The organism is Haloferula rosea (assembly GCF_016595525.1).
In the GTDB taxonomy this organism is placed as follows: Bacteria; Verrucomicrobiota; Verrucomicrobiia; order Verrucomicrobiales; family Akkermansiaceae; genus Haloferula; species Haloferula rosea.
This window is the reverse complement of the sequence record NZ_JAENII010000002.1, coordinates 500,257-514,029: the sequence shown is the minus strand read 5'-3', so window position 1 is coordinate 514,029 and position 13,773 is coordinate 500,257. Positions and strand designations below refer to the sequence as shown.

Below are 13,773 nucleotides of genomic sequence, written 5' to 3'. Positions count from 1 at the left end.
ATCAGGATCCGAAGAACCGCTTGGCCTTCTCGAGGAAAGATTCCTGCATCGGCGAGTTGTGATCGCCGATGGATTCCGAGAATTCTTGGAGTTTCTCCTGCTGTTCCGAATTCAGACGGGTCGGAACCTCAACCTGAATTTCCACGTGAAGGTCGCCCTTGTGCGTGCTGGAAAGAACCGGCATGCCACGTCCACGCACCCGGAACAGGGTTCCGCCTTGAGTTCCGGCTGGGATCTTGATCGAAGCCTTGCCATCAAGGGTCGGTACCTCGAGTTCGCCTCCCAGTGCCGCCGTACTGAATGGCAGCGGCATCCGGCAGTAGAGGTCACTTCCGTCACGCTCGAACACGTCGTGTTCCTTCACATGCAGGAAGACATAGAGGTCGCCGGAGCCACCGCCTCGAACGCCGGCATCGCCGTTTCCGGAGGAACGAAGGCGGGTGCCATCCTCCACGCCGGCGGGGATCCGGATCTTGATCCGGCTCGGACGCTGGGTCCGCCCTTCGCCGCCACAGTCACTGCACGGATCCGCGATGCTGGCTCCCGTACCCCGGCAATCCGGGCAGGTGGTTTGCTGGATGAAAATCCCAGCCTGACGTGCCACCACGCCGCGTCCCCCACAGGTCGAGCAGGTCTGCGAACCGCTCCCGCTCTTCGAACCGGTCGAGTTGCACTTTTCGCACGCGCAGTTGTGCTCGATCTCAAGCTCCTTGACGGCACCTGACGCGGCTTCTTCGAGCGAGATTTCGAGGTCGTAGCGTAGGTCGCTACCACGTTGCTTACCGGAACGTTGACGGCGCCCGCCACCAAAGAACTCCTCAAACCCACCGCCGAACGCACCACCGAAGACCTGTGAGAACAGGTCCATCGGGTCATGGAAGCCACCGAAGCCACCACCGCCAAAGCCACCGCCACCTCCACTGGTGAACGCCTGGTGGCCGTAGCGATCGTAGGCCGCACGCTTGTCCTCATCACTGAGGACCTCGTAGGCCTGACCGAGTTCCTTGAATCGCTCCTCCGCTTCGTGGTCGCCTGGATTCTTGTCGGGGTGAAATTTCACCGCCAACTTCCGATAGGCCTTCTTGATTTCGCTCGCGCTGGCGTCCTTCGATACACCCAGCACTTCGTAAAAGTCGCGCTCTGCCATGATGATCAGCCTTCCGAGGTTTCAGGAGCCTTCGCCACCACCACGGTCGCTGGACGAAGCAGACGATCGCGCAAATTGTAGCCGCGTCGGATCACACTGAGGATGGTCCCCTCGGCCGCATCCGTTGTCTCTTCCTGCGAAACCGCTTCATGCAGGTTCGGATCGAATTCCTTGCCCTCGGCGGGGATCTCCTCGACCCCATTGTTGCTCAGGAATTCATTGAGCTGCTTGCGGACCATGTCCATGCCGATGTAGATCATCGAGTCCTTCTCCTGGCCGGCGGCCTGCATCCCCATTTCGAAGTTGTCGAGGATGGGCAGCAGTTCCTCCAGCAGCGACTGATTGGCGTAGCGCATGGAGTCCTCACGCTCGCGGGTCGCGCGTTTGCGGAAGTTCTCCATGTCAGCCGCGGTGCGCATCGCCAGTTCACGCCATTTCATGACGTCTTGCTCCAGGGCGGTCATTGGATCGACTTCGTCGGCTTCCTCGCCCGCCCCTTCCGCTTCAGGAGACTCAGGGAATTCAGAGTCTTCTGCCGCCGATTGGGCGTCAGCTTGCCCCTCAGCAGCCGCTTCCATCGCTGGCTCGTCCACAGGCTCCTCCTTCTCGAGTTCAGGATCGCTTGAATGCATGGCCGCTACCTGTCACGCCCTGCCCTCCTCGTCAACCCCGAGCCTTCTCCAACCGGTTCCTCCTGGGTGCCGAGCACGTCATCGTCGTTCGACCGCAAGCATCGTGATGTCGTCCATCTGCCTCCCTTGGCCGGTGAACTTCGCCACCTCGCGCTGGACAGCGGCTACCGCGGCCTCAGCGCCCAGACCGGCACTGCCGAGGAAGACCTCTCGCAGCCGCTCGATCCCGAACTCCTTGCCGGACTCATCGATCGCCTCCTGGATGCCATCGGTATAAAACAACAGGCAGTCACCGTGCTTCAGGTCGATCTCGACCGTGCGGGTGATCCGTTCAAAAACCTCTCCCCCGTCCACCCCGATCGCGAGTCCCGGAGGTTTCACCATCTCGATGGTCCCCGTTTCGGAGCGGAAAAGCAGGGCCGCATCGTGCCCCGCCCTGGCCAGCCGCACCGTCCCCGTTTCGCCGACGATCACGCCGTAGAACAAGCTGACGAACATGTCCTCCCGGATATCCGGGAAAAGCAGCTCGTTCACCCGGGCCAAGACCTCGCCTGGATCCATGCTGTCGCCAGCCTTGGCTCGGAGCACGCTCCGGCACATCGCCATCAGCAAGCCTGCCGCAACCCCCTTGCCCGACACATCGGCAATGACGATCCCGTGGTGCCCGTCTCCAAGTTCAAGGTGGTCATAGTAATCGCCACTAATGATCCGGGCCGGGATGTTCGTGCCGTGAACGCGGTATCCCGGGATGACCGGCGACTCCTGCGGAAGCAACACCCGCTGAACCTCGCTCGCATTGCGCAGGTCCCCCTCGATCTGTCGCTTCTCATCGGCCTCCCGGTAGATCAACGCATTGCCGAGCGCGAACGCGGACTGCTCGGCCGCCGTGCGGAACACCGAGATGTCATTGGTTGAGAATGGCCGGTCACTCAGTCGCCGCGCCACGGCCAGAACTCCGAGATCCTTGCCACCATGCCGCAAGGGAGCCACTTGGACCGCAATGTCCTCACCCCCGCCATACCCGTGGAATGCATCGCGGAAGGACTCGTGGGTTCTCAAGCTGGGAACGTGGATCGGCCGACCACTCGCCAGCGCTTCGCCGAAGATTCCATGCTCCACGGGCACTTGGGTCAGATGCAGGTAGCTGGACATCGCGCGGGCATCGCGCTCAGCTTTCTTCCGGACCTCCATCGGCACCCCGATGAGAGGCGGGCAGTTGGAGGACAGATATTTCGGCACAAGGAGTTCCCCACTCGCGTCGAGCAGGTAAATGGCGCCTCCTTCGGCCGTGACCACTTCATCGATACCCTCGACGATGATCCGGTAAAGTTGCTCCTGACTGGTCTCCGAACCGATTGCCGCACCCAGACGGTGCAGGAACTCAAACATGCGGACTTCCTCGGTCTCGATGTCGCGCAGAAGGTCCTTCTTCCGGTGGAAACGCCTGCGAAGACGACCAAACAGGAGGAGGAAGACCACCACCACCATCAGCAGCAGCAGATAGGGCAGAAGTCGTTCCATCAGCTCTCGGCTTCCGAATCATCGGACGCCTGTTTTTCGAAGACCTCAAGCACGCCGGCAAAGCGCTCGGCGTTCTCTTCACTGGTGCTGGCCAGAGTGCGGTGAGCTTCAAGGACGTGCTTTGCGCGCTCCTTGACTCCAGGCAGTCGCTTGGAGCTGTAAGGTTCGAGTTTTGATCGGATCTCGTCCGCATGACCCCGCCACACCGCCTCCGGCGGGGAAATATGCAGCAGGCAATCCAATCCCAGATCTTCCAGCGACTGGCGATTGCGTTCACCCGGTGCCGCGATCTGCACTTGGCCACCGACTCGACCGACCCTTGCCGCGAGCCCGGCCAGGAACCCCATGAAGGTCGAATCCATGCCCGTGCAGGCCTGGAGATCGATCACGAAAAGCGTCTCACCGTCTTCCTGCCGCGCTTGGGTACAATCCTTGAGCGCTGGACTCTGCATGAATGAGCCCTTCCCTTCGCAACGGATCCAGGTGAACCCGTCGAAAGCTCCGAAATAAATGCCATTTTCCACACTCACGGAAAGAAGTGCGAAACCTTGTTCGCAACGCGGCGGAAGATAGGCTCGCAAACCACGGTCGGTCAATCGTCCATCGCCCGATTTCGCTACGGTTTTTGCGCCTCTATTCCCACAGATACGACTGCCTGTGCTCGATCTCCCGACCCCCACGCCACAGACTGCATCGCCAGGCGAGAACACGTCCCTTCTTCAGGTATTCATCGCCAATGATCCGAAACTCGGCACGGCCCTTCTCCATTGAGCCATCAAAGGTCTGGGTTTTCGTCAGCACCCTGCTGCCCGACTCTCCCTGCTGATACTCGAACCGCACCTCAACCGGTTCACCCACCTCGTCATTGCGCCACAGCACGGTATAATAGTGACCCAGACACTGCTCCTGCTCACGGACACCGATCGCCCCATGGAAAAGCCTCCGTTGTTCGCCGCGGATCATCGGCTCCTCCTCATCCGCGATCTCCCGGTTCCGAAGGTGCATCGGACGAACGTCCAGAGTGTTGGGACTGCTGCAGGAAGCCATCACCAACGCCATCAGAAGCCATGCGGTTCGCCGAATCGTCATCAGCGACAATTCAACCGACTCCGCAACGCTTGCCAATCGGAAACACCCCGAATCGCGGAAATGCTTCCCGTGCGACCCCCGGGTCGGATAGATTCCAGCCATGGACGATGCCGCCGTAGCCAAACTCGATGCCTTCATTCGGCAGAAGGGGCTCCGCCGTACGCCCCAGCGGGATGCCATCGTCCGTCTCGCCTTCGCCTCGGACGACCATTTCACCTCGGAGGAGCTTTTTGATCGGGTCAGGAAGCACAACCTGAACGCCTCACGCGCCACGGTTTACCGGACCATCGCCCTCCTCGTCGAAGCCGGACTCATCCAGGAAATCGACCTGGGTGGTGACCTCAAGACCTACGACCCGAACTACCTCGAAAAACCCAGCCACAATCACCTGGTCTGCATCGACTGCGGCAAGGTGATCGAGTTCGAGGATGATCATGTCGACCTGCTCAACAACTGCATGACCCGACGACTCGGGTTCCGCCCGGTCCGTCAGACGATCAAGTTGGAAGCCTGTTGCGAGCAGCTCCGGCTCAAGGGGAGCTGCCCGAACCTGTTGCAGGCACGCCTCACCAGCAAGCGCATCCCGGCGAGAAAGCGCTGATCCGTGGACGCTTGGTCCATCCACCCCCATTCTCCATGAAGCCACCTCCCATTCCCGCCTACCGGAGTCTGGACTACCGCATCTTCTACGGCACCAGCGGGCGGGGAATCACCCTTGCTGGACCGAAGGTCATCATCGAACGAATCGAAAGCTGTCACCAGCAAGCACGCGACTGGCTCCGCCAGCAAAGCGGCATCGAGGTCGTCTCCATCGTCCCCGCATCCGCCGCCAGTGGCGACACCGTGAATGCCACCTACGTGACGGTCTGGTATCGGCAGGCCGGCTCCTCCTCCACCTGAAGCAGCCCGGCTGCACTTGGCACTTGGCAGGCGGCCGGTCCCCTAGTCCACTACCGCCCATGTGGAAAGGTCGCTTCGCCCAGGAAACCGCTGAGCTCGTTCAGCAATTCGGAGAATCCATCAGCTACGACTGGCGGCTCTATCAGCACGACGTTGCCGGCTCGATCGCCCATGCCCGTGCCCAGGTGAAGGCCGGGCTCCTCAGCGCAGAAGAGTTCCAGCAGGTCGATCAGGGACTGCGTGAGATCGAAGCCGACATCACGGCCGGAAATTTCGAGTTCAAGACCAGCCTTGAGGACATTCACATGAATATCGAGGCCGAGCTGACCAAGCGGATTGGAGCCGCCGGAGCAAAGCTCCACACGGCGCGTTCCCGCAACGACCAGGTCGCCACTGATACCCGCCTCTACTGCCGTGCGGAGATCGACGTGATCTCTGCCGGCATCCAGGACCTGCAGCGGGCGCTTCTCGACCGGGCCGAGGCCTATGCAGGCACCGTCCTCCCTGCCTACACCCACCTCCAGCGTGGTCAACCGGTCACGGTTGGACATCACCTCCTCGCCTACGTCGAAATGCTTCAGCGCGATCTCGGTCGTCTCGCCGACTGCAGGAAGCGACTGAATGTTTCCCCACTCGGATCAGGCGCCCTGGCCGGCTCCACCATCAATCTGGACCGTCAGCAGATTGCCGATGAGCTCGGCTTTGACGAAGTCAGCCGCAACTCGATGGATGCGGTCTCGGATCGTGACTACATCGCGGAGTTCCTCTTCGCCATGTCTCTCTGTGGCGTCCACCTGTCTCGCCTCTCGGAGGATCTCATCCTTTGGTGCTCCGCCGAGTTCGGTTTCGTCTCCTTGTCCGACGCCCATACCACCGGCTCCTCCCTGATGCCGCAGAAGAAGAATCCGGATGTCTGCGAGATCACCCGTGGCAAGACCGGACGCCTGCTGGGCAACCTCGTCAGCCTGCTCACCGCCGTGAAGGGACTCCCGCTCACCTACAACCGTGACCTGCAGGAAGACAAGGAGCCGCTTTTCGATTCCATCGACACCTTGCGTCTCACTCTCGCAGTGAATGCCGAGATGATCTCCGCGATGGAGATTCGCGAGGACAACTGTCGGGAAGCGGCAAGCGATCCACTCCTCCTCGCCACCGATCTGGCCGACTGGCTGGTCAAACAAGGTGTCCCGTTCCGTCACGCACACGAGCTTGTCGGAAAGGCCGTCGCCGAATCAGTCAGCTCCGGCACTCCGCTGGACCAACTCGACCTGACCCACATCGACGAAGCCTACACCACCGAAGCAGGCAGCGTCTTCTCACTGGAAACCGCGCTCGCCGCACGAACCAATCCCGGCGCTCCATCGATCGACAACGTGCGCTCGGAGATCGCCCGTTGGAAGGCGCTGCTCTGATGGAAGCCGCCCCTCGCGGACTTGGCATCAGGGCCGTCATGCAGCCCTGACACGATCCGTTTTGCTTATGCCGCGTCCTTCCGTCCGGTCTTGAAACCGAAAACGACGATCACGGAAGCAAGCAGCCCGATCATCCCCGCATAGAGCCAGCCACTGGGCCGCTCTTGCGTCAGATTCAGTTGCAGTGTCATCGGTTCCCCGCCCTTCACCTGCAGACTGCGGGTGAAACGGAACAGGCGACCTTGCCCCATCAGTTCGATGTCGAGTGATTCGGGAGCCCCGACGACTTCCATCTGTTGTTCGACGATCTGGCCGGCGATCGCCTTCAAGGCACTCGTTTCCTCCGCCGAGTTTCCGACCATGAGCCGATCAAATTGCTGGGGGTCGAAGTTATACTGACCCTGAAGGATCGGATTCTCCTCCGCTGCCTGCTCAAGTTGCTGGTTCGGTGCGTCGTTGTTGTTGAAACGGTTATCAAGGTAGTTCCGCTGTCTCCGGGTGTTCAATCCCAGCACGGCCTGCTGCATCTTCAGGTTGCGATACTGCACTCGGGCATCTTCCTTCGCAGCTTCATCGAGGAAGCCATTGCGAGCGGCCTTCCCGAGCAGCTTGCTCGCCTTCTCCTGATCACCCGACGCCAGCCATTCGTAGCCCTTCTTGGATTCGGCAAGAGCTTCCGCCTTCCCCTTCTGGTTCATCGCCGTGCTCAGAGACATGTAGGACGAGAGCCCCATGCCTCCCAGTGCCTGCGTCTTGACCAGTTGAAACGAGCCCTCGCTGTCCGCCAGCTCCCATCCTTCCGGCAAGTAGACGTCCCACGTCAGGTTCTCGAGCGGGACATCAAGCGCCGGAGCCTCAAGCCAGCCCGCGTCTTCCGACCGGGTCGCGTAGGTGAATTTCACTTGCGCGGGCCCATCACCGAGGGGCGATGGAACAACATAGAACAACCAAGCGCCGCCGTCCTGCACGAGGGGCACACCCTCACCATTCACCAGCAGATTGAAGGGTGAGACTCCACCGGGAAGCGTCAGGCGCAGGGTGGATTTCTCGCTCACATCGATCTTCAGGTCGACCGAGGTGATCGCCGATCCAGTAGGTGAAACGAGGGTTCTCAACTGACCCTCCCGGCCACGGAGTGGTTCGGAATCCGCGAGGTCATGGCGATCCACACGCAGGTTCATCGCGCCCTCCGGTTCCGCGACACGGAAGATGAAGTCGGGAATCTCAGAACCCGCGTCTTCCCGCAGCGGAGCAGGAACGCCACTCCAGTCCAGCTTCTGCCAGCCACGCACGCCCCCCGCGATCTCCGCGTCGAGTCTTCCACCGGCCGTAATGCCCACGAAATACGAGGTCTGACGTACGTCGAGCATCTCCATCACCTCGATCGATATACCCTCGCCGCCGCTTTGGCGCTGGAACTCGATGTCGACGGTGGTCGTCCCGGCCACTCCACGTTGAAAGCGAATCTCCCAGACTCCTTCCTCGCCCTCAACAGGGACAAAATCACCCACGGCCGGCCCTGTGGCCCGCACGGTGCCTGCAGCCTGCTCATCGAGACCCGGCAGTCGGACGCGGAGTTGTTTTCTTGCCGCATTCTCGATCCGATAGATCAAGCGCGCACGCGTCAGCATCTGTCCTTCCCGCAAGGTCACGTGATGCATCACTTGAGCCGTCACCCATGGGTCGAGTTCCTGCACCGCCAACGCGAGTGACCAATCGGACTGCAATAGACGGAATGCCAACGCACCGGGCCGGGGCACGCCGACGTCACCCGGATCGAGCTGGGAGACCTGACTGCGCTCCACCGCCCGCACCTGCAGGCCACGTCCGGGAACGACCACGAGTGAGCCCCGCTGGCGGGTGGCATCCCGCACCACCAGACGCGGGATCTTCCATGACTCCTGACTTCCGGGGGAGGCTCCAGCCAGGGTGATGGTGAATGCCTGCTCTCCCATGGTGCGACCATTCAGGTTCAGGGTGAGCAACCGGACCTTGTCCGCCTTGCTCTCCGTCCAATGACTCAGTGCACCACCCGTGACGGATTCGACCTCCAACCCGTCCGGCAATTCCATGACCAACCGGAACACACCCGCACGGGTGATCCTCGCCATGAGATCAATGGCCATCACCATCCGGTCATCACCCAGCGACAGGGTCTGCTTTGTCTCGATCCGGACTTCCGGGGAAACCGGGGCAACCCGTAGCGACAGGCTCGCAGCGTCGGCGCCATAGCGGTAGGCACGCTGCAGAAGCCCCTGCCCCTCGGCCGGGCGCAGATTGTTGGGGAAGTCATCAAGGTTCACCGGGCTCATCCCCTCTTCCTTCACCGCCTCGGGTTGCGCGTCATTTCCAAACGCCAAGCCCAGCATGCCAACCGACCCTGCACCTCCGAGCACCCTCATGGGAGCAAGCTTCAGATCGACCGGGAGCACGGAAGTCGCCTGCTGGGTGAAGACATTGAAGCCGAATGCGGCCTGCTTCGCGGGCTCGATCGCGACCGTGAGCTCACGGCTCTCAGGATTGAATCTCCATCGACCGACCGGACCACCGTCGACCTCGCCGACCGTGAATCCATCCGGAACTTTGAGAATCACTTCACGCACCACCCCTTGAGCGGGTCGCACGACGACCCGGTGCCTTCCGCTCACCACGCCGGGGCCGGGGAGATACAAGTCAAAGACCTCGGTAAAGAATCGGGTTTCCTCACGACTTGCATCCCGCTGTTCGGGCTGCACCGAGAACTTCGCCGGGCCCGCGGGTGTCAGATGAATCTCCGTCCATTTCCCCTCAGCGCCCGGCCGGGTGACGCCACTGCGGATGCTGGCCGCCCCTGACGCATGAAAATCCCAGCCCTCCTTGCCCGAGCGGGCAAACACCGTCTGGATCGCGGCAGGCCCCGTGGGCAACATCCACCCCTCCTGGAGGTTCGCGATCCGGAATTCGAATTCAGCCTGAGCTGACTTCGGTCCCTCTCCACTGGCAACGACGTAGTAGTCCGCACCCTCCTTCATCACCTTGAGCCCCGCTCCCTTGAACTCACGCAGAATCGCTCCCCTTGAGAGCATCAGGAACCTCTGACCATCCTCACTCGCCTGCACCTGGATCTCCAGAGTGCCCCGCACCACCTTCTCCTCGAGTTGCCAACTCTGAATCACACTCTCCGCAGGTTCCGCCGCCTTCGCATCCGAGAATCCGGTGAGCAACAAGGCTACGACTGAAGCCGTAGCAGCGGCCGCGGGTCCACTGGGACGCTTGTCAGTCGTTTCTTTCTTCCCGGGTCCATCACCCTTCGGCTTCGTCCTTCCCGACATGATGGAAACGAATGCCGCTCCACACAGGAGAAGTCCGAGCAATCCGAAGAACGCAATCGCCCCCCCATGCTGCGCGAGGATTCCCCAGCAGATCAGACCCACGCCAAGCACCGTGATACCGAGCACGTAGGGATCCCGGCCGACTGCGCGCAGCAAAGCCCACCCAAGCAGGGCGACACCGATCAGCGCGGTAAACACCCCAAGCCCATTCACGTTGGCTGCCCACGCATCGGCATTCTCAAACTCGACAAACATCGAGTCACCATCGAGCACCGCCGGCGCCGCGTATTCGAGAATGCCAAGCGAGACCCTGCGATCACTGCCAGCCTGTACCGACATCATGAAACTTCCGATCGCCGCAGCGAGCAGGATCAGCACACCGACCCACTTCAGACGCCTCATCCGGCAGAGCAGGAAGCCGACACCGGCGACGACTAGCAGCACCGGTGTGAGCGCACGACCCGTCGAAGCGACCCATTCGGCTCCGGTTTCGGTCATGACTGGCCGAACCAACTGAGCTCCGCTCTTCCCGGGCAGGAGCCGTCGGCCCTCATCCCCCTTGATGACCCAATTGGCGATGGCGGTGGCGGTGCCGACCTTCGGCGCATCCAGCCTCAGATTGCCGCCTGACAGGCGTTGGCCGTAGCGCAGCTCCACCTTGATCGCCTCGTTCGAATCCCCACCGCGGGGAAGCGGAACTCTTGTGACCGCCCCGGCCTTGCGCGCATTGACGCGAGCCCCGTCGACGGTCGCTTCCCACAACTCGGCGTCCTCAGGAAGCTCGATCTCCAGGGTTGCCGCCCCCTTGGTCTTGGCAAAAAGACTCGCGGTGGTCACCACCTGGTTATCGCGGGAAACGTGACTCTCGAGCGACGCGAAATCGATGACCTCACCAATGGCTTCGCCGCTCTCATACCACTTCACATTCATCTCCAGACCGACGTCGCCAGCGGTATACTGCCAGGCTCCGAGGGTCGGCGCACTGGTCAACAAGCGATACTCCGCCGGGAGTTCACTGGCATCGATCCTCAAAACAGAACCCTCACTACGAGTGACCTCGTAATTCACCTGAAGCGGGCTCGTCACCTGGACATATCCCCGCTCCGACTGCACATCGAGGGGACGGATCTCCCCGGGCCTCAATGCGCCGCCGCGGGCACTCATCGGCTGCTCAAAGGTTACCAGAAGGTTGGACAGTCCCAATGCGGGCCGAGCCAGCGGCACGATAAGCGTCTCCCCATCGCGCCGCCAGTCCCGCCCGACACCTTGTCCGGTGACATCGATGTTCCCCACGCCCTCGGGCACCTGGATCCTCCACTCAGTGGCAGGAGCACCGACCACGAAATAGTTCAGCAACACGCTCCCGTAAGCGACTCCCTCTTTGAGGGAATAGAGGTGGAAAACGTCGGCTTGCACGCTCTGCCCGAGCGCTTCCACCTTCATCGTCAGCGACCAGGCTTCATCGCGCATGCGGAATGCCTGTTGCAAACGACTCATCTTCTTCGGGAAGTAATCCACCGGGTTCTCGACGAGTCCCTTCATGGGGCCGGCGACCACCCGGTATCCGGGAGCCGATGCCACGCCGATGAACCCTCGCGTCGATTTCGCTCCCTCATGCCGGAGTCTTGGCAGAGCCCAGTCACCGACTGCAGCACTCTGGTTCCGTTCAAGCTTCATAGTCACCAACTGACGACCCGCCACGGCTGAGCCGAACAGGATCTTGAGCGGACGCACCCCACCCTTGCCTTCGCTCGCCACATTGTAGTCCGCCACACTCGCTCCGCTGAGTTCGGCCACCGCGAAACCATCCGGGATGCCGACCGTCCACTCGCGGATGGGGGCCTCCCGGATATCCAGTTCGAGATCAACGAGGATCCTGCGATCCGTTTCGCCCATCTCGTGGATCGTCACTTCAGATACGCTGACCTCAGGCAACACCTGATCGGCCGCCACCGCATACTCATACTCAGCCGACGGGAAACGATAGACGAATACCTGCCGCAATCCCTCTGGCGCGGCCTCGCCGGGAAATTGCCCCGGAGCGAGTTGCATCACTCCCTTGGAATCGACCACCTCGAGCCGCACGGCGCCCTCATTGGCGATCCGCAGATGGCCGCTGTGGCGGAGTGCCCCCACCGGCATCAGGCGCATTGGCTCGGCCTTGACCGGAAAGGTTCCCAATGCGGATTGAGTCTGAATCGCCAGACTCTCGCGCCCTTCGATCGGACGGCTCAACTTCACATCCAGGAATCTCGACCCATCTCCCTCACTCACACTCCATCCAAGTACCGGTGCCCCTTCGACAGCGAGCACCTCGCCAGGGCCGTCCAACTGAATACGCAGCGCTTCTAGCTTCCCCTGCAGCACTCGAACCTCCATCTGGGAAGCCTGCCGCATCAAACCGGCACCCACGCGAACCTCGGTGATCTCGCTGGATGAGAAAAACAGCGCCCCATCGGTCTCCTTGCCAATCGACTTCCAACGCATGGAACCTTGACCGGCGGGGTTCAGGTATCCCAACCAATCCTTGCCCGCCGCATGGGGTTGCAGCGCCTGACCCTTGTCGAAAGTCACGTTCTCACCGAGCCCCTTGAGCCGCACTGGAACCATCACGCCCGCTGGGAGTCGAAAGCCCGCCGAGCGCCAGTCGTCCGATTCGTTGACCGCCACCTCAAAGGCCACTTGGATCGGAGCTTTCGCTGGGACGGATTCGGTGCCGACCAGTTCATGGACCCACCTGTTGCCGCGTTGGACGACCCGGATCCGCCAGTTGGCTCCCGAGATGCCATCCGTGATCGCCACACCTTCGAAGAGCTCGATCGAGGCGTCCTTCTCACGGACATTCACCTGCCCACGCAGGACGAACGACAGGCTCGTCCCATCGTCTGATAGACGCCCCTCTAGGCGTGGATTGTTCAATTCAATCGGACCGCCGACCACCCCGACAGGGAGCGATTCGATCCGCAGTTCAGGTGCAGTGAGTCCATGACTCCGATACTTCGCGACGCTCCCCTCGGGAACCTCATCGTCCTGCCCAAGATCACGAATCGCATGCTCCTTGATCCGTGTCCCCGAGACTTCCTGCATGGTCACCGTGGAAGAGAAACCGACGGCCTCCCCCGGTCCCGGGAGGAGCACCGGAAAGACCTGACGGGACTCCACCTCATGGATTCCTTGAATGGTGAACTTGAATTCCTTCGGCCCATCCACCGTCGGCGGATTCGCCGGCTGCGGGCGAAATGGCGGGCTGGCGAAGGGGTTCCACTCGTTGAAGGGTTGCCATGGCTGCGGAGTCGCTGCTGGCAATTTGGGATAGAGATCAAGGAAACGACTTCCGTCGGACTCCCTGCGAACCGCCCAAGAATCCAACTCCGCACCAGCCACCGATTGAATCTCACCGCTGCCGGATAACTCAAGCGTGAGCTTCTCCGCCCGCCCTTGATGAACTTTCACCTGGACCGTCATCACGGACAAGGCCTCGGTGTCGCTCACCGCCACGGTGGTGGATGCGTCGACCGAATAGAACAACGGAGCTTTCTGCTTCACCTTGTCCACCGGAACCACAGCCATTCCGTCGCCCAGGCCCTGGGCGCCCATCGGCATGACCATCGTGCACGCCGCCAACATCCACTGCCCGAATCGGAACCACCGCCGTCTTTGGACGGCGCCTACCAGATCAACATTTCTCACTACTGTTTTCATCATTCCGTTCGGGTTCACTATGGGATAACGCCACCGCTGGACGGCAACTTGGTAAAGGT

General features: G+C 61.4%; 9 protein-coding genes. 3 read left to right on the top strand and 6 right to left on the bottom strand.

Features of this window, described 5'->3' with window-relative positions; genetic code table 11:
* Position 1: 1 nt before the first annotated feature.
* The 5 genes from dnaJ to JIN81_RS04210 form a co-directional block, all read right to left on the bottom strand.
* Entirely contained in the window at positions 2 to 1,147 is a 1,146-nt protein-coding gene (dnaJ, locus tag JIN81_RS04230; RefSeq protein WP_200276763.1) for a molecular chaperone DnaJ, read from the bottom strand.
* A 5-nt stretch (positions 1,148 to 1,152) separates the two neighbouring features.
* Entirely contained in the window at positions 1,153 to 1,779 is a 627-nt protein-coding gene (gene grpE, locus JIN81_RS04225; RefSeq protein WP_200276760.1) for a nucleotide exchange factor GrpE, read from the bottom strand.
* Positions 1,780 to 1,857: 78 nt separating this feature from the next.
* On the bottom strand, positions 1,858 to 3,300 hold the full coding sequence (locus JIN81_RS04220; RefSeq protein WP_200276757.1) for a PP2C family protein-serine/threonine phosphatase: 1,443 nt from the start codon (positions 3,298 to 3,300) through the stop codon (positions 1,858 to 1,860).
* Positions 3,300 to 3,824 (bottom strand): STAS domain-containing protein, encoded by a 525-nt coding sequence (locus JIN81_RS04215; protein ID WP_325100846.1) that lies wholly within the window; start codon positions 3,822 to 3,824, stop codon positions 3,300 to 3,302. Before JIN81_RS04215 ends, JIN81_RS04220 begins: the two co-directional genes overlap by 1 nt.
* Positions 3,825 to 3,933: 109 nt before the next feature.
* A complete protein-coding gene (locus JIN81_RS04210) occupies positions 3,934 to 4,305 on the bottom strand; it encodes a hypothetical protein (RefSeq protein WP_234044450.1) in 372 nt (123 codons plus the stop codon).
* Positions 4,306 to 4,489: 184 nt separating this feature from the next.
* Between JIN81_RS04210 and JIN81_RS04205 the strand changes: the two genes are divergently transcribed.
* The 3 genes from JIN81_RS04205 to argH are packed head-to-tail and all read left to right on the top strand — an operon-like array spanning position 4,490 to position 6,701.
* Positions 4,490 to 4,990 carry a Fur family transcriptional regulator gene (locus JIN81_RS04205; RefSeq protein ID WP_200276748.1) on the top strand — a complete coding sequence of 167 codons (501 nt, stop codon included), beginning with the start codon at positions 4,490 to 4,492 and terminating at the stop codon, positions 4,988 to 4,990.
* Positions 4,991 to 5,025: 35 nt separating this feature from the next.
* Positions 5,026 to 5,289 (top strand): hypothetical protein, encoded by a 264-nt coding sequence (locus tag JIN81_RS04200; protein WP_200276745.1) that lies wholly within the window; start codon positions 5,026 to 5,028, stop codon positions 5,287 to 5,289.
* 59 nt (positions 5,290 to 5,348) lie between these two features.
* Positions 5,349 to 6,701 (top strand): argininosuccinate lyase, encoded by a 1,353-nt coding sequence (gene argH / locus JIN81_RS04195; protein WP_200276742.1) that lies wholly within the window; start codon positions 5,349 to 5,351, stop codon positions 6,699 to 6,701.
* 65 nt (positions 6,702 to 6,766) lie between these two features.
* Here argH and JIN81_RS04190 read toward each other — a convergent pair whose 3' ends face one another.
* Positions 6,767 to 13,615, bottom strand: coding sequence for a hypothetical protein (locus tag JIN81_RS04190; protein ID WP_234044449.1), 6,849 nt, complete (start codon positions 13,613 to 13,615; stop codon positions 6,767 to 6,769).
* Between the last annotated feature and the right edge of the window lie 158 nt (positions 13,616 to 13,773).